This is a genomic window from Rhodovulum sp. ES.010, from assembly GCF_900142935.1.
Classification (GTDB): Bacteria; Pseudomonadota; Alphaproteobacteria; order Rhodobacterales; family Rhodobacteraceae; genus Rhodovulum.
This window is the reverse complement of sequence record NZ_FSRS01000001.1, coordinates 3,364,174-3,383,617: the sequence shown is the minus strand read 5'-3', so window position 1 is coordinate 3,383,617 and position 19,444 is coordinate 3,364,174. Positions and strand designations below refer to the sequence as shown.

Here is a 19,444-nt window from a genome sequence, read left to right as displayed (position 1 = left end):
CCATGAAAAGGACCTGTCCCGTCTTCCGGCCGGGCGTGCCCGGCCTGATCCCGGACGCCTGGATCGTGGAGTCCGACTGCGGCCCGGCGGCCCCTGCCGTCGTCGCGGTGCACGGCATCACCCGCGGCGTTAAAGAAATGGTGTCGCATCTGCTTCCCCGCGCCCGTGCGACCGGCCGCGCGCTGGTGGTGCCCCATTTCGACGCGGCGCACTGGCCCCGTTACCAGCGCGCCGCCTGCCGAAACCGGGCCGACTGGGCGCTGCTTCGCCTGATGGCGGCCCTGCGCAGCGAAGGGCGGATCGATGCCGGGCCCTTCGACCTGTCGGGGTTTTCCGGCGGCGCGCAGTTCGCGCACCGCTTTGCCTGGCTCTACCCCTCCATGGTGGAGCGGCTCTGCATCACCGCGCCCGGCTGGTGGACCTTTCCCCATGCTGACATGGCCTGGCCGGAGGGCATCGCCACCGCGCCGCGGAAGAGCAGTCACGGCTTCCAGATGCGGGCGAACCTGCGGCGACTCCTCGATCGCCGGATCGTTGTCTGCGTCGGCAGCGACGATGTCGCGCGCGATGCAAACCTGCGCCAGGGCGCGTCGATCGATGCACGCCAGGGTGCGAACCGGGTGGAACGGGCCCGGCGCTGGTGCGCCGCGGCCGAGGCCCGCGCCCGTGACGAGGGCCTCACGCCCGCGATCTCGCTGCGGCTTCTCCAGGGTTGCGGACACAGCTTCGTCGATTGCGTCGCCCGCGGCGGGCTCGACCGCGATTTCATCCGGCCGCTCGCATGCTGCGCGGGCTGCCAGCACGCACTGACCTGCGCCGGCGGGAAGGCCCCGCGCACCATCGAAAGGATTTCCGCATGACCGCCTTCACCCCGAACCGGACCTTCCGCGCCTGCCCAACCCTGGGCGCCAAGTGGAGCTTCGCCACCCGCCGTGTCCAGCGTGCCGACGCCACGACGCTGGACGGCGATCTTGCCGCCGCACGCCCGGGCGACCTCGTGCTGGCCGAAGTCACTCGCATCGGCAATCACAAGCGCCTGCAACTGGCGGACGGCCGTTTCTCGCCGCTCTGGCCCGGAGACCGGATCGTCGTTGCCTGCGCTGACCGCTACGCCGTGGACCAGTTCCACGGCGTCGCGCGCCTGTCCCCCGAGGGCGCCGACCTTCTGGCCGGTGGCGGGATCGCCGGCGAAATCCTGTCGCGCAACAACCGTGTCGCGCGCGGGACACGCCTGGCGGTACTGGGCCGGCTCGCCGACGGCGACGGTGCGGCGATCAATGTCAACCGCTACGCCCTGCCACAGGCGGCGCCGCGCCGGCCGGCGCTCGTGCTGGCGGTGCTGGGCACCGGCATGAATGCCGGCAAGACAGCCGCCGCCGCCGGGCTGGTCAACGGCTTCGCCCGGTTGGGGCGGCGCGTGGCGGCGATCAAGGCCACCGGCACCGGATCCTTCGGGGACCTGCACGAATACGAGGCGGCCGGCGCCGCGCAGGTGCTGGACTTCACCGACGCCGGAATGGCATCGACCCACCGCCAGGCGCCAGAGCGACTGATCGCGTCGACCGACCTGCTGCTCTCTCATGCCGCGGAATGCGACGTGGCCGTGGTGGAACTGGCAGACGGCGTCGCGCAGGTCGAAACCGCCGCGCTGCTGTCACGGCCCGACTTCGTCGACCGCTTCGACGGGACGCTCCTCGCCGCGCCCGAGGCGCTGACCGCACACGGCGCCCTGGCCTGGCTGGCCGAACGCGGCATCGCGCCCCTCGCGCTCACCGGTGTGATGACGCGCGCGCCGCTGGCCGCGCAGGACGCCACGGAGGCGACCGGGCTGCCCGTGCTGTGCCGCACGACCCTGGCGGACCCGGCCACCGCATCGGCTGTCGAGGCGAGGTTCGCCGACCTTGACCGCGGCGCGGCATGAGCCGGCGGCCGAAAATCCTCGGAGGAGAGCGCCGGCGCGACCTGGCCGTGCTGGTGGCATTGTCCTTCGGGCAGGCGGGCGCGATGGTCGCAACGGCCTTCGCGACCCGAGACGTGTTCGTCGTGCTGCGCGGGGGAGGCGAGGCCATGCCGATCGGTGCGCTGATCTCGATCGCGGCGGGCGGTCTCACGCTCTTTGCCTGCCGCGCGCTCGAGGGGCGGGTGGGCGAGCGTGCGGGCCAGAGCTATGCCGCCGAGATCCGTCGCGCGCTGTTCCTGCACGTCTCACAGATGCCGCTCAGCGCCGTGGCGCGCCGCCGCTCCGGGGCATTGGCCTTGCGCTATGTCGGCGATCTTGCCGCTTTCAAGGGCTGGATCGCGCGCGGCCTGTCACGGTTGATCTCGGCCTTGATCACGATCCCCTCCGCGCTGGTCGTGCTCTACCTTCTGGAGCCGCTGCTGCTGGTTGCCGCAATCGGACCGCTCTGCGCGGTTATGGCCGGAATCCTCGTGATGAGCGCTCCGCTGGGGCATGCTCATTCGGACCTGCGCAGCCGGCGCGCGCGGCTCGCGGCCGCCATGGCCGAGCGGTTGCCGCAGGGCATCCAACTCCGCCGCTCCGGCCGGCTACGCACCGAACTCCGGGCGCTGAAGGGCTGGTCGGGCGAGGTCGCGAAGGCAGGGGTGCGGCGCGAATCGCTTGCCGCGGCGGTGCGCGCGCTGCCCGACGCGGGCGCGGGGCTGGCTGGCGCGCTGTGCCTCGGCGCCTGCGTGCATCTGGGCCTCGGCATCCCCGAGGCCGTGGCCGCCTTGACCGCGCTCACGCTCGTCGCCTGGCCGTTGCGCCAGTTGGCCGACGTCGCCGACCGCCGGCGCGGTTTCTTGGTGGCGTCGGCCAAACTGGACCGGCTGCTCGACGCGCCGCGCATGCCGGCCTTGGGCCGCCCCGGCGGGCGTCCGAATGCGCCCGCGATCCGTGTGGACGCGGCGGAAATGCCGGGGGGCACACGGCTGGACTTCGTTCTGGAGCAGGGCGGCTGCCGCAGGCTCGCCGGCCCCCAGGGAAGCGGAAAAAGCGCGCTGCTGCTTACCCTCGCCGGGTTCGACGCACCGATCCCGGCGCGACGCATCCAGGTGTTCGGCCGGGCGCCTGGCGCGCTTGCTCCGGGAGAGGTTCTTTACCTGGGCCGGCCGGCGCCAGGGCTTGCAGGATCGCTGAGGCGGGAGGCCACCCTCGGGATAGGCCGAAGGCCGGACGATGCGGAGATCCAAGGCGCCCTGGAGGCGGCGGCGCTTGGCGCGGCGGTCGCCCGCATCGGCGGCCTGGCCGGCAAGGTCGCCGAGGGCAGGCGCAACCTCACCGCGTCGGAACAGGCCGGACTGCTCCTGGCGCGCGGGCTTCTGGCGCGTCCGAAGCTCGCTCTCGTCGATGCCGACGAGATCGGACTTGGACGGAAGGAGCTTGGCCGACTGCTTGATCACCTGACCTCCCTTGGGGCCGCGGTCTTGATCGTCACGTCGGACGCCGAAGCCGCTCTTCGCCTTGGCCCGGCGATCCTGCTTGAGCGCGGGCTCGCGCCCGCGCTCAAGGCGGAATGCGATCTGTGACGGGGGTATCGGCATGCCGTCCCGCGCCATGGCGGCGAATACGTCCGACCCCAGCGTCCGCTTCCGCCGGAGACGACGCGCAAGCGCCGTGACCGGCGTGGTATCCGCTCGGCGCGGTTGCAATGCGCCCTGGGTGCCCCCACGCACCAGTCGGGGACGTTGCACCGGAAGCCATGCGCATTGGAGCGCCCGCCAGCCCCATCTCCCGCCGCCGCCCGTGCACGGTGACGCGCGGCAACCACTGCACGCCGCGCCCCGGGGCGCGCGTTCAGCCACAGCCCGCCGCCATCGGCGCCGGTTCCGTCCGGTGGCGCGTCACCGCTTTTCTAGTCCGCCCACTCCCAGGGCACGGCGAAATTACCAAGCACATGGCGAACCGACTCCGCGTCGGTGCCGTCCTGCCGGGCAAGCCGCGCGACGAGGCCGCGCTTGCGGTCCTCGACCACGTCGTCCACCCGCGCCTCCAGCCCCGCCTCGGCCAGCGCACGGTCATAGACGCGCCGGATCGCACGCTTGCGCAGTTCGGGCTTGAACACCTTGCCGACCGCGGTCTTCGGCAGTTCGTCCAGGATTTCCAGATGCTTCGGGATTGCCGCACGCTCGTGGATATGCACACGGGCATAGTCCAGAAGCTCGTCAGAGGTCGCGATTGCCCCCTCGACCAGTTCGACATAGGCGCAGGGCAGTTCGCCCGCGAAACTGTCGGGCTGCCCGATGGCGCCCACGAAGGCCACGTCGCGGTGGCCCGCCAGCGCCTGCTCGATCTCGGCGGGGTCGATATTGTGGCCGCCGCGGATGATGATGTCCTTGGCCCGCCCGGTGATGTAGAGATACCCGTCCGCATCCAGCCGGCCCAGGTCGCCCGTGCGCAGGAACCGCCCCTCGGCGTAGAGCCCGAGATTCTTGGTGGCATCGGTGTAGGTCGCGCCTTCCAGCACGCCGGGATTGGCCACGCAAATCTCGCCCACCTCGTCCACGTCGCATTCGGCGATCACGTTGCCCTCGGCGTCGCATTTCAGGATGCGCACATCGGTGTAGGGGAAGGGAATGCCCACCGAGCCGATCTTCTTGCCGCCTTCGGGCGGGTTGATCGACACCAGGCAGGTCGCCTCGGTCAGCCCGTAGCCCTCGCAGATCGTGACGCCGGTGGCCTTCTCGAAGCGGTTGTAAAGCTCGATCGGCAAGGGCGCCGAGCCCGAGAAGGCATAGCGCAGCGTCGAGACATCGGCATCCACCTTGCGCTGCATCAGGGCGGCGATGGCGGTGGGCACGGTGATGACGAAGGTCACGCCCCAGCGTTCGATCAGCTTCCAGAAATTGTCGAACACCCCCTCGCCGCGATAGCCCGCGGGCGTCGGCAGCACCACATGCGCCCCCGCCGCGATCACCGACATCAGCACCGGATAGGCCGCGAAGACGTGAAACAGCGGCAAGGGGCAGATCAGCGTGTCCTCTTCGGTGAACAACAGGCGATGCCCCAGCCAACCGTTGTAGACCATGCCCGAGACCCTGTGCTGGGCGACCTTGGGCAGGCCGGTGGTGCCGCCGGTATGGAAATAGGCGGCGATCCGGTCGTCGGAATGGTCAGGAAAATCGAGGCCGTCGGCGCGCTCCTTGGCCAGTTCCTTGTGGAAATCCAGCAGGTCCGCGTGGTGGTTGTCGGGGTTCTTCGGCCGGATCAGCGGCACGATCAGCTTCTTCGCGCCGGTCAGGTAACGCAGAAGGTCGACCTCCAGCACGGTGTCGACGTTCGGCGCGTGTCGCACCGCCTCGGCAACCTTCTGGCCCACGTCGGTCTTGGGGAAGGTCTTCAGCGTGACGACGACCTTGGCCTTCGTCTCGCGCAGGATCGCCGCGATCGTCTCGGCCTCCAGAAGCGGGTTGATCGGGTTGACGATCCCCGCGACAGCGCCGCCCAGAAGCGTGACCGCCGTTTCGGTGCAATTCGGCAGCACATAGGCGACCACATCGTCCTCGCCGATGCCGAGCCGGCGAAAGAGATTGGCGGCCTGGGTAACGCGGCCGTGGAATTCGCCCCAACTCAGCGTCTCGGCACGCGCCTTCGGGTCCGAAAGCAACTGGAACGACAGGGCGGGCCGGTCGGGATGGGCCTGCGCCGTCCGGCTGAGAAACCCGTAGACGCTGCGCGACACCTCGCGCCCCTGCCAGTGCGATTCCGCCTCGATCGCGTCGCGATCGGCGCGTGAGGCAAAGCCTGCCATCGTCTTTCCTCCCTCGGACCCGCGTTCCCGGGCCTTTCGTCGGAAGACGAGGATGACGGGAAATGCCGTCGGCGGCAAGCCGGTTGGCCCGGGAAACGCAGCGTCAGCCCGGGTCACCCATCGCGGGCGGGCGCTGCCGGCTCAGCCTTGCGGGATGCGGAGCACCTGGCCGGGATAGATCTTGTCGGGGTCGGACAGCATCGGCTTGTTCGCCTCGAAGATCTCCGTATAGCGCGCGCCGTCCCCCAGCGTCGCCTCGGCGATCTTCCACAGCGAGTCGCCCTTGACGACGGTGTGGAACACCGGATCGGTGCCTCCCGCCTCGTCCTCGACCTCGGCAATACCCTCGATGTTGCCGACTGCGACGATGACCTTTTCCTTGGCCTCCTGGCTCTTTGGCGTGCCCTTTACCTTGACCTTGTCGCCCTCGACCTCGATCTCCAGTCCCTCGGCATCGAGGCCCAGATCGGCGATTTCCTTCTGCAATTCTTCGGCGCTCGGCGCCTCGGCGGCCTCGGCCCGGCCGGTCAGCTTCTTGCCGGCATCCTTCATGAACTTCCAAAGACCCATATCTTTCTCCTCCGCGAAAAATCGTTAACGATGACGCAGACTAGACCGGGTTTTGCGACGAGGGAACGAAAACGATGCCGCTCAGGCGGCGCTTTCGATACCCTCAGTGAATTGCAGCCGTGCCAGCCGGGCGTAGAGCCCGCCCTGGGCGACCAGCGCCTCGTGCGTCCCCTCGGCCACGATCCGACCCTCGTCGAACACCAGGATGCGGTCGGCCTTCTTCACCGTGGCCAGCCGGTGCGCCACGATCAGCGTGGTGCGGGTCGCGGCCATCTCGTCGACGGCATGCTGGACGGCGCGCTCGGATTCGGCATCCAGCGCCGAGGTCGCTTCGTCCAGCAGAAGCACCGGGGCATCGCGCAGAATCGCGCGGGCGATGGCGATGCGCTGCTTCTGCCCGCCCGACAGCATGATGCCGCGCTCGCCCACATAGGTGTCGTAGCCGTCGGGCAGCGCGGACAGGAAGCCATGCGCGGCGGCGGCGCGGGCCGCGGTCTCGACCTCGGCATCGGTCGCCTCGGGCCGGCCGAAGCGGATGTTCTCGCGCGCGGTGGCGGCGAAGATCACCGGGTCTTGCGGGACCAGCGCGATATGGTGGCGGAAGGTGGCGCGCGTCGTCGCGCGCAGGTCCACCCCGTCTAGCAGGATACGCCCCTCCTGCGGGTCGTAGAACCGCTGCAGCAACTGGATGATCGTCGTCTTGCCCGCCCCGGAGGGACCGACGAGCGCGACCGTCTCTCCGGGCTTCACATGCAGGCTGACCCCGTCGAGCGCCGCCACGCCGGGCCGCGAGGGGTAGAAGAAACGCACCTCCTCGAACCGGATGTCGCCGCGCACCCGTGCGGGCATCGCCGCGGGCCGGGGCGGGTCGTTCACCGTGTCCTCGGCGGTCAGCAGTTCCACCAGCCGCTCGGTCGCGCCGGCCGCGCGCTGCAACTCGCCCCAGACCTCGGTCATCGCCCCCACCGCGCCGGCGACCATCACCGAGTAGATCACGAACTGCACCAGTTCGCCCACTGTCATCGCGTCCGACCGCACGTCCCGCGCCCCCATCCAGAGCACGCCGACGATCCCGGCGAAGACCAGGAAGATCACGATGACGGTCATCACCGACCGCGTGGCGATCCGCTGCCTCGCCGCCACGAAGCTGTTTTCGGTGACCTCGTGAAAGGTCGACCGGCTCGCCGCCTCGTGGGTGAAGGCCTGCACCGTCTGCACCGCCAGCAGCGCCTCCGAGGCGTTGCCCGACGAGGCCGCGATCCAGTCCTGGTTCTCGCGCGACAACCGCCTCAGCCGGCGCCCCAGCAGCACGATCGGCACGATCACGGCGGGCACCAGGACCAGAACCGCGCCGGTCAGCTTGGGCGAAGTCGCCAGCATCAGCACAAGCCCGCCGAAGAAGATCAGCACGTTCCTGAGCGCCACCGAGACTGACGATCCGATCACCGAGAGGATCAGCGTCGTGTCGGTGGTGATCCGGCTCAGAACCTCGCCGGTCATCAGGCGTTCATAGAAGGCCGGGCTCATGCCGATCATGCGGTCGAAGACCGCGGTGCGGATATCGGCCACCACCCGCTCGCCCAGGCGGGTCACGAGGTAGTAGCGCAGCGCCGTGCCCAGCGCGAGCAGCGCCGCGATGCCCAGCGCGGCGGCGAAATAGCTGTCCAGAAGGCGCGCGGCCTCGGTCTCGAACGCATCGACGACGCGGCGCACCGCCATCGGCAGCACAAGCGAGACCATGGCCGTCAGCACCAGCGCGGTCAGCGCCGCGGCCAGGAGGCCCCTGTAGGGGGTTACGAAGGGCCAGAGCGCCTTCAGCGCCCCGATGCGCTTCGACTTCGCGCGGTCCTGCTCCGGCTGGGCCTTGGGCGGCATGGCGTTGTCCTCCGCTTTCGGGGGTGTTGTAGGGCCTGGGGTGGCAGGCAACAAGGCGCTCGGGCCGGGAAATCCGACGTCGTCGCCGGACACGCCCGACGCATCGTTACGCCACGCAGGCGTTCTGGCCAGAGTCTTGTCAGGCGGGAAGGGCTGGAGCGGGTAGACGGAATCGAACCGACATCACCTGCTTGGAAGGCAGGGGCTTTACCATTAAGCTATACCCGCGAAGGCACATGGTGCGTAGTCCAAGGGCCTTGCCGGGTCAAGCCGAACCGTTGCGTTTCGGGGGCGGGTCGTCGGCGAACGGCGCGAACTGGGGCAAGACCACCGCATGATCCGTGGGGTCCTTCTCGATATCGCGGGCGTCGTCTATCGGAACGAGAGGCCGCGGGCCCGGACCGGCGCGACCGGCCCTACCCGCCCTCGCCCGGCGCGGGTTTCTCCGGGATATCGACAAGCTCCCCCTTCGGAATCCGGCGCCTGCGGTCGTACATCGGCAACCCGCAGGTTTCCGCCGGGCGCACCTGCGCATCGTGGCAAACCACATCGACAACCGTGCCCGGCCCGGCCTCCGGGTCGTCGAGCCGCACGATCGCCACGCCGCAGCGCTGGAACGGGGACCACGCCGAGGAGCAGACGCGGCCGGCCGGCTTGCCGTCCCTGCTCAGCCCGCAGCCGATCCGGGCCACGCCCCCGGCGACGCGAAGCCCCCAGGTCCGCCGCCGCCGATCCCGGTCTTGCAGCGCGGCCTTGCCGATGAACTCCGGCTTGTCCAGGTCCACCATGCCGCCCAGCCCGGCCGCGAAGGGCGTCACCGTCCGGTCGAAGTCCGACCCGGCGTTGAGCAGCCCCGCCTCGATCCGGCGGGCGCCGCCCACGGCCACGGGGGTCATCCCGTAGGGCCTGCCCGCCTCCAGCAGGCGCTCGCCGACGGCCCGCGCATCGGTGTCGGGCTCGAAATACACCTCCCACCCCAGTTCGTTCGTGAAGCCGGTTCGCGTGACGACGACCCGCTGCCCGGCGATCGCGGCGCGTGCCGCATCGAAATAGCGGAACGGGTCGGGGACGTCCCCGTCCACCGCGGCCTCCAGGATGCGGAGCGAGTCGGGTCCCTGCACCTGGCTGACCCACACCTCGGGGTCGAACACCTCGACCTCCAGGGCCCGCGCATGCGCCCGCAGCCAGTCCGACAGGTCGCCATCGGCCTGCCCGTACCAGAAACGGTCCTCGGCCAGACGGACGAGAACCCCGTCGAGAATCATGCCGCCGTCCGCGTAGCAGGCGATCTGGTAGCTGCAGCGCCCGACCCTCGTCTTCGAGACGTCGCGGGTGAAGACGCGGTTCAGCAGCCTCTCGGCGTCCGGGCCGCGGATCTCGATCGGCAATTCGCCGGTATGTCGCAGGATCGCCCGGCGGCGAAGCGTCCAGTAGGCATCCTCCGCCGACCCGTTGGACATGCGCATGGCGGTCAACCGGCGATTGTAGACCGTGTATTCCGGGTCGTGGGCAAGCTCCTGGTAGACGAGCGGATGCGGCGCCATCGTGCCCGCGAACTCGTTCGGGCCGGCGGTCTTCCCGGCCAGCGGCAGCACGGCGAAGCGAACGGCGTCGGTCCTGTCCGGCATGCGATCCTCCCGTCTCCCATGCGCGGCCTGCCATCCCCCCGGCATGATCCGGCCCTGCGGCGGCATCGGGTCCGCGCACCACATGTGTCCCGGGCGCTTTCCTCCGACCTCCATGAAACAGACGTGCGGTCCCCCAAGCAATCCCCCACACCCAAGATGTGATCGTCCGCGGGCAAGGCCGCCCGACGGGCGAAAGACCGGGCGGACCCGGCGGGACGGGGAAATCGCGCGCCCGACCGACCGGGCTAGCGCATCAGCACCACGGGCACCTTGCACGACCGGATCATCTCCGTCGTGGTCGACCCGATCACCAGGGTGCGGATGCGCGAATGGCCGTAGGCGCCCATCACCAGAAGGTCGATATTGCCCGCCTCGACGAGGTCGGCCAGCGCCTTGTCCGGCGCGCCCTTCAGCACCTTCGCCTCGGCCTCGTGCCCGCCGGCATTCAGCGTCGCGCGGGCATTCTCCAGCGCCTTGCGCAGTTCGGCCGTCTCGCTGCCCACCGTGGCGACGACCACCTTTAGCCCCGCGAACAGCGGATCGCGGGCGACGTAGTCGACCGCCTTCATCGAGGACACGCCCCCGTCATAGGCGATGAGCACGCGGTTGATCGGGCGAAAGCTGCGGTTCGCGACGAAGACGGGCTTGTGGCTGGCGCGCACGATCCGCTCGAAATTCGAGCCGAGATGCGGCTTGTCGAGGCCCGCCGCCTCGCCGCGCTTGCCGATCAGGATCATGTCGGCCACGCCTTCCTTGGCCTCCACGGTGGCGACGATGTCGTCGTGGCGCAACCGGGTGATCACGTCGCTCACGCCCTCGGCCTCGATCAGCGCCTTGGCATCCTCCAGGATCGCGCGGCCCTGCGCCTGGGCGAGCTTCGCGTGCTGTTCGTCCAGCGCGCTCAGCTTCTCCAGCAGGTTCGACCGCGCCCCCAGCCGGATCGAGCCCGACAGGTCGCGCTGCCCCTGCGCGCGGCGCGGGTCGAGCACATGGTAGAGCTTGACCTGCGCACCGGTGCGGCCCGCGATCCAGGCGGCGTGGTGGCAGACGCTTTCGGAATAGGCCGATCCGTCGACCAGCGCCATCAGGATTCCGGACATCTCTCTCCCCTCAGTGATCCGTCAGCGCGTCCATCGCGCCGGGCTTGTCATGGACGGCCAGCCGGTCGACCAGCGTTTCCGAGGCCGCGTTCATGCCCTTGATCTCGACCTCCGCGCCCTCGCGTCGGAATTTCAGCACGGCCATGTCCAGCGCCGCAACGGACGAGACGTCCCAGATATGCGCGCCGCTGACGTCGATGGTGACGCGCTCCAGCGCCTCCTTGAAGTCGAAGGCGCGCATGAAATCCTCGGTCGAGGCGAAGAACAGCTGCCCCTCGACCTTGTAGGTCCGCTCGCGCCCGTCGGCCGAAATCTCCGAAGTCACGCGGAACAGCTGCGCGATCTTGGCCGAGAAGAAGATGCCCGACAGCAGCACGCCCACCAGAACCCCGATGGCGAGGTTGTGGGTGTAGACCACGAAGAACACCGTCGCCAGCATCACGATGGACGAGGACCGGGGATGTTCGCGCAGGTTCTTCAGCGACGACCACGAGAAGGTGCCTATGGACACCATGATCATGATCGCCACCAGCGCCGGCATCGGGATCTGGCCCACAAGGTCGCCCAACACCACGATCAGGAACAGCAGCATCGCCCCCGCGGTAAAGGTCGACAGCCGCCCGCGCCCGCCGGATTTCACGTTGATGATCGACTGGCCGATCATCGCGCAGCCCGCCATGCCGCCGATGAAGCCGGTCGCGGTGTTGGCGATCCCCTGCCCGATGCATTCCTGGTTGCGGTCGGAGGGGGTGTCGGTCAGGTCGTCGACGATGGTCTGGGTCATCAGGCTTTCCAGGAGGCCCACCGCGGCCACCCCGATCGAGTAGGGCAGGATGATCTGCAGCGTCTCCAACGTCAACGGGATGTCGGGGATCAGGAACATCGGCAGCGTGTCGGGCAACGCGCCCATGTCCGACACCGTGCGCACGTCGAGCCCCAGCGCCATCGTCACCGCGGTCAGCACGATGATCGTGACCAGTGGCGAGGGCACGGCCGTCGTGAGCATCGGAAACAGGTAGATGATCGCCAGCCCCGCCGCGACCATCACGTAGGTCACCCAGGTCACGCCCGTCAGCTCCGGCACCTGCGCCAGGAAGATCAGGATCGCCAGCGCGTTGACGAAGCCGGTGATGACCGAGCGCGAAACGAAGCGCATCAGGTGCCCGAGCTTCGCGAACCCCGCCCCGATCTGGATCAGCCCCGCCAGCACCGTCGCGGCCAGCAGGTATTGCAGCCCGTGCTCCTTGACCAGCGTCACCATCAGGACCGCGGTCGCCGCCGTCGCCGCCGAGATCATGCCGGGCCGCCCGCCGGTGATCGCCACGATCACCGCGATCGAGAAGGACGCGTAGAGCCCCACCTTGGGGTCGACGCCGGCGATGATCGAAAACGCGATCGCCTCGGGGATCAGCGCCAGCGCCACGACGAGCCCGGCGAGAATGTCGCCGCGGACGTTTCCGATCCACTGGTCGCGATAGGCGTAGAGTGCGTTCATGGTCACTCCGATGGCGGGCCGTCGGCGCTCTGGCAGGGCAGCGCGGCGGTCTGGGTTGGCGATGGTCCGGCTGGCTGGGGTGAAAGCCACTACCCGGCGCAACGCCGGGTCCGGGCGGGTCGCCCCCCGCATACCGAAAAACGGGCGCGACGCAAACCGGCAAAGCCGCACAGGCCCCGGCGAGCCGGCGACCGGCGCCGCGTTCTGCGAAAATCGCGCCCCGCGGATGCCGGCCGGCCCGAAAGCGGCCCGCGAGCGCGCCCGCAGCCGCCTCGGCGCTTGTCCATTGATTCCCAAGCGGAAAACCCCGCACCCGCCGGTTTCCTTGACAGCGGGGCTGCGACTTGCGACCGTTAACCACATGAAATCGCTGACACGGCAGCCTTGCCGGGGCGTCCGTTCGGCCTGACCCCGGCCCCCGTGGCGCTTGGCTGAGGTCGCGGGCGCATGAGCGGCCGCACGCTTCACCCGAAGGTTCGGACCCTGCTTGGTCCGTGCGAAAGCAACCAGAGGAGACATCCCATGAGAAACTTCCACCGCCTTGTGGCGACGACCGCGCTTGGCCTTGCCCTGACGGCGACGGCCGCGCAGGCCGAGACCTGGCGCTATGCCTTCGAAGAGGCCATCGACGAGGTCCAGGGGGTCTTCGCCCAGAAGTTCAAGGAAGAGGTGGAGGCCAATTCCGACCACACGATCCAGCTCTTTCCCTATGGCACGCTCGGCGAATCCGCCGACATCATGGAACAGGCGCAGGCCGGCATCCTGCAGTTCGTGGACCAGTCGCCCGGCTTCACCGGCTCGCTGATCCCCGAGGCGCAGGTTTTCTTCGTGCCCTACCTGCTGCCGACCGACACCGAGACGCTGGCCAGCTTCTTCGAGAATTCCGAGGCGATCAACGAGATGTTTCCCGAGCTTTACGCCGAGCAGGGGCTGGAGCTGCTGACCATGTTCCCCGAGGGCGAGGTGGCGATCACCACCAAGGAGCCCTTCGCCAGCCCCGGTGAACTGGACGAGGTCAAGGTGCGCACCATGACCAACCCGCTTCTGGTGGAAAGCTACAAGGCGTTCGGCGCGACGCCGACGCCGCTGCCGTGGGGCGAGGTCTACGGCGCGTTGCAGACCAACATCATCCAGGGCCAGGAAAACCCGATGTTCTTCATCGAGTCGACCAAGATGTACGAGGTCACCGACCACGTCACGATGATCGGCCACAACAACTTCACCACCGCGGTGATGGCCAACAAGGAGTTTTTCGACGGACTGTCGGAGGACGAGCAGCAGGTGATCCGGAACGCCATCGACGTGGCCTTCGACCACATCATCGACTACCAGGAGGGCCTGCACGAGGCCTCGATCGAGAAGATCAAGGAAGCCAAGCCCTCGATGACCTTCACCACGCTGAGCGAGGAAGAACGCGCGCCCTTCAAGGAGGCCGCGCAGGAGGTCGAGGACGCCTTCATCGAGATGACCGGCGAGAGCGGCCAGAAGATCCTCGACCAGATGAAGGAGGATCTCGAGGAAGCGCAGGAAGCGACCTCGAGCTGACGCGGCACGCATGTCCGGCGGGCGCGTTGCGGCGCGCCCGCCCTTCTATGCCTTTCCAGGGAACACGCCATTGTCAGAGCCGCATTCCTCCCAGACGCAATCCCAGACCGATACGACATCCACCGACGACGGGTCGGAAACCGCCTATGTCTCGACCCTCCCCGGCGTTCTCGGCACGTTCGACGTGATCATCGCGCGGCTGGAGGCGGTCCTGCTGGCCGCGGGCGTGCTGTTGATGGCGCTGAACACCATCGCCAACGTGGTCGGGCGTTACGTGTTTCAGGAAAGCCTTTTCTTCAGCGAGGAACTGAACCGCATCCTGATCATCGTCATCACCTTCGCCGGCATCAGCTACGCCGCGCGCCAGGGCCGGCACATCCGCATGTCGGCGATCTACGACGCGCTGCCCGCCCGCGCGCGCAAGGGGCTGATGATCGTGATCGCGCTGGTCACCGCGGTCCTCATGTTCGGCCTGTGCTGGTATTCCTTCCAGTACATCCTGACCCAGGCCGGGCGCGGCCGGGTGCTGCCGTCGCTGCAGATTCCGGTCTGGACGACGCTGCTGATCGTGCCCGTGGGGTTCTTCATGACCGGCGTGCAGTACCTGCTGACCGCGGTGAAGAACATCATTTCCAAGGATATCTACCTCTCGACCGTCGTGCTCGAAGGGTACGAGGAAGACGAGATGGAGGTCTGAGCCATGGCTGTCACGATCTTCTCCATCATGATCGTCCTCCTGCTGCTGGGCTTTCCGATGATGATCCCGCTGATCGTCGGGGCCTTCGTGGGGTTCTTCTCGCTGTTCGGCGGACTCTCGCAGCTTGAAACCATGATCCAGCAGATGATGGCCGGCATCAGGCCCGCCTCGCTGATCGCGGTGCCGATGTTCATCTTCGCCGCCGACATCATGACCCGCGGCCAGTCCGCGGCGCGGCTGATCGACATGGTCATGGCCTTCGTCGGCCACCTCAAGGGCGGGCTGGCCATCGCCACCGCCTCGGCCTGCACGATGTTCGGCGCGGTGTCGGGGTCGACGCAGGCCACCGTCGTGGCCATCGGGTCGCCCCTGCGCCCGCGCATGCAGAAGGCGGGCTACGGCGACAGCTTCATCCTGGCGCTGATCGTCAACGCCTCGGACATCGCCTTCCTGATCCCCCCCTCGATCGGGATGATCATCTACGGCGTGGTCTCGAACACCTCGATCGCCGAGCTTTTCATCGCCGGCATCGGGCCGGGGCTGCTGATCCTGCTGCTGTTCTCGATCTACGCCTATATCTACGCCAAGCGCATGGGCGTGCCGGTCGAGGAAAAGTCGAGCTGGAAGGAACGCTTCCGCGCCACCCGCGCGGCGCTCTGGCCGCTGGGCTTTCCGGTCATCATCATCGGCGGCATCTATGGCGGCATCTTTAGCCCGACCGAGGCCGCGGCGGCCTGCGTACTCTATGCGCTGATCCTCGAGGTGATCGTGTTCCGCGAACTCGACCTCAGGGGCGTCTACAACACGGCGAAATCCACCGGTCTGATCACCGGCGTGGTGTTCATCCTGGTGGCCGCGGGGGCGGCGTTCTCGTGGGTGATCTCGTTCGCCCAGATCCCGCAGGCGATCCTGTCGGGCGTCGGCATCGACCAGATGGGCCAGATCGGGGTGCTCTTCGTCATCTCCATCGCCTTCTTCATCGGCTGCATGTTCGTCGACCCCATCGTGGTGATCCTGATCCTCGTGCCGATCTTCGCCCCGGTGGTGGACCAGGTCGGGCTCGACCCGGTGCTGGTCGGCGTGGTCATCACCCTGCAGGTGGCCATCGGCTCGGCCACGCCCCCCTTCGGATGCGACATCTTCACCGCCATCGCGGTGTTCAAGCGGCCCTACATGGAGGTGATCCGCGGCACGCCGCCCTTCATCGTGATCCTGCTGGGCGTGTCGGTCGCCCTGATCTTCTTCCCGCAGATCGCGCTGTTCCTGCGCGACCTCGCCTTCGCCGATCCCGTCAACTGAGCGGAGAAAGGAGCGTACATGTTCACGTCGATCCTCGTGCCGTTCGACGGCTCGAAGGGCGCCGAGCAAGCCCTGCGCAAGGCCATCGACCTCGCGCGGCTGTGCAAGGCCGATCTCTCGATCCTGACGGTCTACCGCCATCACTCGATGCTCGAGGCGTCGCTGTCGATGGTGCGCTCGGTGGAGCCCGGCAATCTCGACGACGTGATGCGCGAACACGCCCGCGAGGTGGCCGAGCATGCCAAGGGCATCTGTCAGGAAGAGCGGGCGGAGGGCGTGCGCGCCTTCGTCAAGTCCGGCCACGCGGCCCGGACCATCGTCCGCTTCGCCGAAGAGCACGGCAACGACCTGATCGTGATCGGCAGCCGCGGGCTCGGCTCCATCGAGAACTACCTGCTGGGCAGCGTCTCGCACAAGGTCACGGGCCTCGCCGACATCCCCGTTCTGGTCGTCTGAGCGGCCCGCCCGCCCCCCGCGCGGTCACGCGGGGGCGATGCGCTCCAGCACGCCGGCGGCGATCCCGGCGGTGTCGTCCCAGCCGGGCAGCGCAGCGCCGTGGCGCGCCGAGGCCGCCGCCAGCGCCGCGCGGGCGGCCGGGTCGCCCAGCACCCGGCGCAGCGCGGCGGCAAAGCCGGCCACGTCGTCCGGCGGCACCAGCAGGCCCGCCCCCGCCGGCACCGTCTCGGCCACGGCCCCGCCGCGCGCGGCCACGATCGGCAGGCCATGGGCCAGCGCCTCAGCAAAGACCATGCCGTAGCCTTCGTAGCGGGTCGCCAGGGCAAAGACGGAAGCCTGCGCGAAATACCGCGCCAGGTCGTCCTCCGCGACCAGCCCGGCGAACTGCACCCGCCGCGCCAGCCCGAGGCGGGCGCGCAGGGTTTCGAGATCGGCCGCGCAGGCCGGGTCGGGGGCGTCACCCACGATGACCGCGCGCCAGGGCAGGTCAGCGATCTCGGCCAGCGCGCGCAGCAGCACGTCATGCCCCTTGCGCGGCACCAGCAGCCCGACCGAGACGATCAGCGGCGGCGCCGTCGCGCGCCCCGGGGCATCCGTGGGCGGCCGCGTCACCCCCGGCGGCGCCACGGTGATCCGCCCTGCGGCGACGCCGTACTCCGCGACCAGCGTCCGGGCCGTCTCGGGGCTCGGCACCAGGACATGGGCCGCCCGCGCCAGGTTGGCCCGCTCCACCCGGTAAAGATGCCCCGCGCGGGCCGGCGGTAGCCCGGTTTCCAGCGCCAGCGGGTGATGCGTCACCGCGACGAAGGGCGGGCGCAGGCGGGCAAGCTGCCCCGGATCGGTCGCGCCCGGAAGGAACCCGTCCAGGATCACCGGGACATCCGGGTCGAGCGCCGCGAAGGCGTCGCCCGTCACCCGCATGTCCTCCGGTGTCGGGTCTGGAAAACTGCCCGGCAGGGGAAGGTGCACCACCTCCCACCCGGCGCGGCGCAGCCCCAGCAGCACTTGCTTTTCGTAGACGTAGCCCCCGGTGACGGTGTCGATGTCGCCGGGTATCGCAAAGACCGCGCGTCGGCTCATTTCCGCCGCCGCCCTGCGCGAGGGGCCGCCGACCGGGGGGCCGGGGCGCCGGGACACGAAGTTTTCACTGGACCTCCGCCGGAATGCAGCCAATTGCAGTGGCTTGTAGACCACCGAGAGGCCCCGAGCCAATGCCGTCGACCCTGCCCCGCCCCGCGCCGCACGCCCCGGCCGCCGCCCGGCCCCCGGGGCCGTCCGCGTCCAGCCCGGAACCCCGCCGCGTGGCCCGGCGCCGCCGGCTGGTTCTGGCGCTCAACCTTGTGACGATGGGCGCGCTGATCGCGGGGATGGCGGCGATCCTGTCCCATGGCGGCCTGCTGGTGGCCGAGTGGGTCATGCTGGCGGCCTTCGCCGTCACCCTGCCCTGGCTGACCATCGGGCTGTGGAACGCGATCATCGGGTTCGCGCTCGACCTGCGCCACGGCACCGGGGCCGCCGCGGTCGTCACCCCGGCGCTCGCCCGCGTGACGGGGGACGAGCCCATCGCCGCGCGCGTCGCCCTCGTCATGCCGCTGCGCAACGAGGACCCGGCCGCGGCGCTGGCCCGGTTCCGCGCCATCCAGGCCGATCTGGCGCGCACGCCCTGGGCTGGCCGCTTCGATTTCCACGTCCTCAGCGATACCGACTGCCCCGAAACCGCCCTGCGCGAAGAGGCGCTGGTGGCGCGCTGGCGCAAGGCCGCCCCAGGGGTCGCCATCGCCTATCGCCGGCGCACCGACAACGCGGGCTACAAGGCCGGCAACATCGCCGACTTCCTGCACCGGACCGAGGGCGAGTACGACTACTTCCTGCCGCTCGACGCCGACAGCACGATGGGCGCCGACACGATCCTGCGCATGGTCCGCGTGATGGAGGCAAGCCCCGAGATCGGCATCCTGCAAAGCCTGATCACCGGCCTGCCGTCGCAAAGCTTCTTCACCCGCGCCTTCCAGTTCGGAATGCGCCACGGCATGCGCTCCTACACGCTGGGCTCGGCCTGGTGGCAGGGCGATTGCGGGCCGAACTGGGGGCACAACGTGCTGATCCGGGCCGAACCGTTCCACGCACACTGCATGCTGCCCCTCCTGCCCGGGGACGGTCCGCTGGGGGGGCACATCCTCAGCCACGACCAGGTCGAGGCGGTGCTGATGCGGCGCGCGGGCTACGAGGTACGGGTGATCGCCGAAGAAAGCGAAAGCCACGAGGAGAACCCGCCCAGCCTTGTGGATTTCATCCGGCGCGACCTGCGCTGGTGCCAGGGCAACATGCAGTATTTCCGCCTGCTCGGCCTGCCGGGGCTGAAGCCGCTGAGCCGGCTTCAACTCTACCTCGCGATCCAGATGTACCTGGCCGCCCCGGCCTGGATGGCGTTCATCTTCCTGGGCGCCGGACTCGCGGCCTGGCCGCAGCAATTCGCCGGCATGTCGATCTGGCTGGGGCTCGGCTTCTTCGCGCTGATCATGAGCATCAACCTCGCGCCGAAACTCATGGGGCTGGCGCAGATCCTCGCCCGGGGCGATCGCGCCGCGGCCTATGGCGGCCGGGCGCGCGTGGCGCTGGGCGGGATGGCGGAAATCGCCGTCTCGATGCTGATCGCGCCCGCCGTGGCGCTGGCGACGGCGCGATTCATGGCGGGCCTCGCGCTCGGCCGGCGCATCGGCTGGCCCGCGCAGCAGCGCTGCCGGGCGCGGCTCGGCTGGGGCGAGGCGGCGCGCTCGCTCTGGCCCCAAACGCTGGCCGGACTTGCGCTGGCGGGCTGGCTCGGGGCGTTCGCACCCTGGACGCTGTGGTTCGCCGCGCCGTTCCTGTTGTCTCTGGGCTTCGCGATCCCGCTCGCGGTGGTCTCGACGCTGCCCGGCCTCGGCACCTGGTCGCGCGCCGTCGGGCTGTTCGATATCCCCGAGGATCGCCAGCCCGATCCGCCGGCCGCGCCGCGCGGCGTGCTGGAGACGGCGGCGTGAACAGGCACG

Annotated in this window: 15 protein-coding genes and 1 tRNA gene; 8 read left to right on the top strand and 8 right to left on the bottom strand. The window is 69.3% G+C overall.

Going from position 1 to position 19,444, the window contains the following annotated elements; genetic code table 11:
- The first annotated feature begins 2 nt into the window (after positions 1–2).
- Genes BUR28_RS16695 through BUR28_RS16685 form a run of 3 tightly spaced genes read left to right on the top strand, consistent with a single transcriptional unit; the run spans position 3 to position 3,528 of the window.
- Positions 3–860: an alpha/beta fold hydrolase gene (locus tag BUR28_RS16695; protein ID WP_139307599.1), complete on the top strand. Its 858-nt coding sequence runs from the start codon at positions 3–5 to the stop codon at positions 858–860.
- Positions 857–1,921, top strand: coding sequence for a P-loop NTPase family protein (locus BUR28_RS16690; protein ID WP_074221156.1), 1,065 nt, complete (start codon positions 857–859; stop codon positions 1,919–1,921). The genes BUR28_RS16695 and BUR28_RS16690 overlap by 4 nt, the downstream gene beginning before the upstream one ends.
- Positions 1,918–3,528: an ABC transporter transmembrane domain-containing protein gene (locus BUR28_RS16685; RefSeq protein WP_074221155.1), complete on the top strand. Its 1,611-nt coding sequence runs from the start codon at positions 1,918–1,920 to the stop codon at positions 3,526–3,528. Before BUR28_RS16690 ends, BUR28_RS16685 begins: the two co-directional genes overlap by 4 nt.
- Before the next feature lie 326 nt (positions 3,529–3,854).
- Here BUR28_RS16685 and BUR28_RS16680 read toward each other — a convergent pair whose 3' ends face one another.
- From BUR28_RS16680 to BUR28_RS16650, 7 genes are all read right to left on the bottom strand, one after another.
- A complete protein-coding gene (locus BUR28_RS16680; protein WP_074221154.1) occupies positions 3,855–5,750 on the bottom strand; it encodes an acyl-CoA synthetase in 1,896 nt (631 codons plus the stop codon).
- A gap of 141 nt (positions 5,751–5,891) precedes the next feature.
- Positions 5,892–6,320: a peptidoglycan-binding protein LysM gene (gene lysM / locus BUR28_RS16675; protein WP_074221153.1), complete on the bottom strand. Its 429-nt coding sequence runs from the start codon at positions 6,318–6,320 to the stop codon at positions 5,892–5,894.
- An 81-nt stretch (positions 6,321–6,401) separates the two neighbouring features.
- On the bottom strand, positions 6,402–8,195 hold the full coding sequence (locus BUR28_RS16670; RefSeq protein ID WP_074221152.1) for an ABC transporter transmembrane domain-containing protein: 1,794 nt from the start codon (positions 8,193–8,195) through the stop codon (positions 6,402–6,404).
- Positions 8,196–8,349: 154 nt separating this feature from the next.
- Positions 8,350–8,423, bottom strand: a tRNA-Gly gene (locus BUR28_RS16665).
- Between the two features lie 188 nt (positions 8,424–8,611).
- A complete protein-coding gene (locus tag BUR28_RS16660) occupies positions 8,612–9,823 on the bottom strand; it encodes an aminomethyl transferase family protein (protein WP_074221151.1) in 1,212 nt (403 codons plus the stop codon).
- Between the two features lie 245 nt (positions 9,824–10,068).
- Positions 10,069–10,923 carry a universal stress protein gene (locus BUR28_RS16655; RefSeq protein WP_074221150.1) on the bottom strand — a complete coding sequence of 285 codons (855 nt, stop codon included), beginning with the start codon at positions 10,921–10,923 and terminating at the stop codon, positions 10,069–10,071.
- A 10-nt stretch (positions 10,924–10,933) separates the two neighbouring features.
- Positions 10,934–12,418, bottom strand: a complete 1,485-nt coding sequence (locus BUR28_RS16650; protein ID WP_074221149.1) for a SulP family inorganic anion transporter — start codon at positions 12,416–12,418, stop codon at positions 10,934–10,936.
- A gap of 522 nt (positions 12,419–12,940) precedes the next feature.
- Between BUR28_RS16650 and dctP the strand changes: the two genes are divergently transcribed.
- The 4 genes from dctP to BUR28_RS16630 all read left to right on the top strand — a co-directional run bounded on the left by dctP (position 12,941) and on the right by BUR28_RS16630 (position 16,415).
- Positions 12,941–13,963 carry a TRAP transporter substrate-binding protein gene (dctP, locus tag BUR28_RS16645; RefSeq protein ID WP_074221148.1) on the top strand — a complete coding sequence of 341 codons (1,023 nt, stop codon included), beginning with the start codon at positions 12,941–12,943 and terminating at the stop codon, positions 13,961–13,963.
- Positions 13,964–14,033: 70 nt separating this feature from the next.
- Positions 14,034–14,660 (top strand): TRAP transporter small permease, encoded by a 627-nt coding sequence (locus BUR28_RS16640; RefSeq protein ID WP_074221701.1) that lies wholly within the window; start codon positions 14,034–14,036, stop codon positions 14,658–14,660.
- Positions 14,661–14,663: 3 nt separating this feature from the next.
- On the top strand, positions 14,664–15,959 hold the full coding sequence (locus BUR28_RS16635) for a TRAP transporter large permease (protein ID WP_074221147.1): 1,296 nt from the start codon (positions 14,664–14,666) through the stop codon (positions 15,957–15,959).
- A gap of 18 nt (positions 15,960–15,977) precedes the next feature.
- On the top strand, positions 15,978–16,415 hold the full coding sequence (locus BUR28_RS16630; protein WP_074221146.1) for a universal stress protein: 438 nt from the start codon (positions 15,978–15,980) through the stop codon (positions 16,413–16,415).
- A gap of 24 nt (positions 16,416–16,439) precedes the next feature.
- Here the strand turns inward: BUR28_RS16630 and BUR28_RS16625 are convergent, their stop codons facing one another.
- Positions 16,440–17,495 (bottom strand): glycosyltransferase family 4 protein, encoded by a 1,056-nt coding sequence (locus BUR28_RS16625; RefSeq protein ID WP_074221145.1) that lies wholly within the window; start codon positions 17,493–17,495, stop codon positions 16,440–16,442.
- An 83-nt stretch (positions 17,496–17,578) separates the two neighbouring features.
- On the opposite strand from BUR28_RS16625, the gene mdoH reads away from it, so the two are divergent.
- A complete protein-coding gene (gene mdoH / locus BUR28_RS16620; protein WP_371441602.1) occupies positions 17,579–19,435 on the top strand; it encodes a glucans biosynthesis glucosyltransferase MdoH in 1,857 nt (618 codons plus the stop codon).
- Positions 19,436–19,444: the final 9 nt, after the last annotated feature.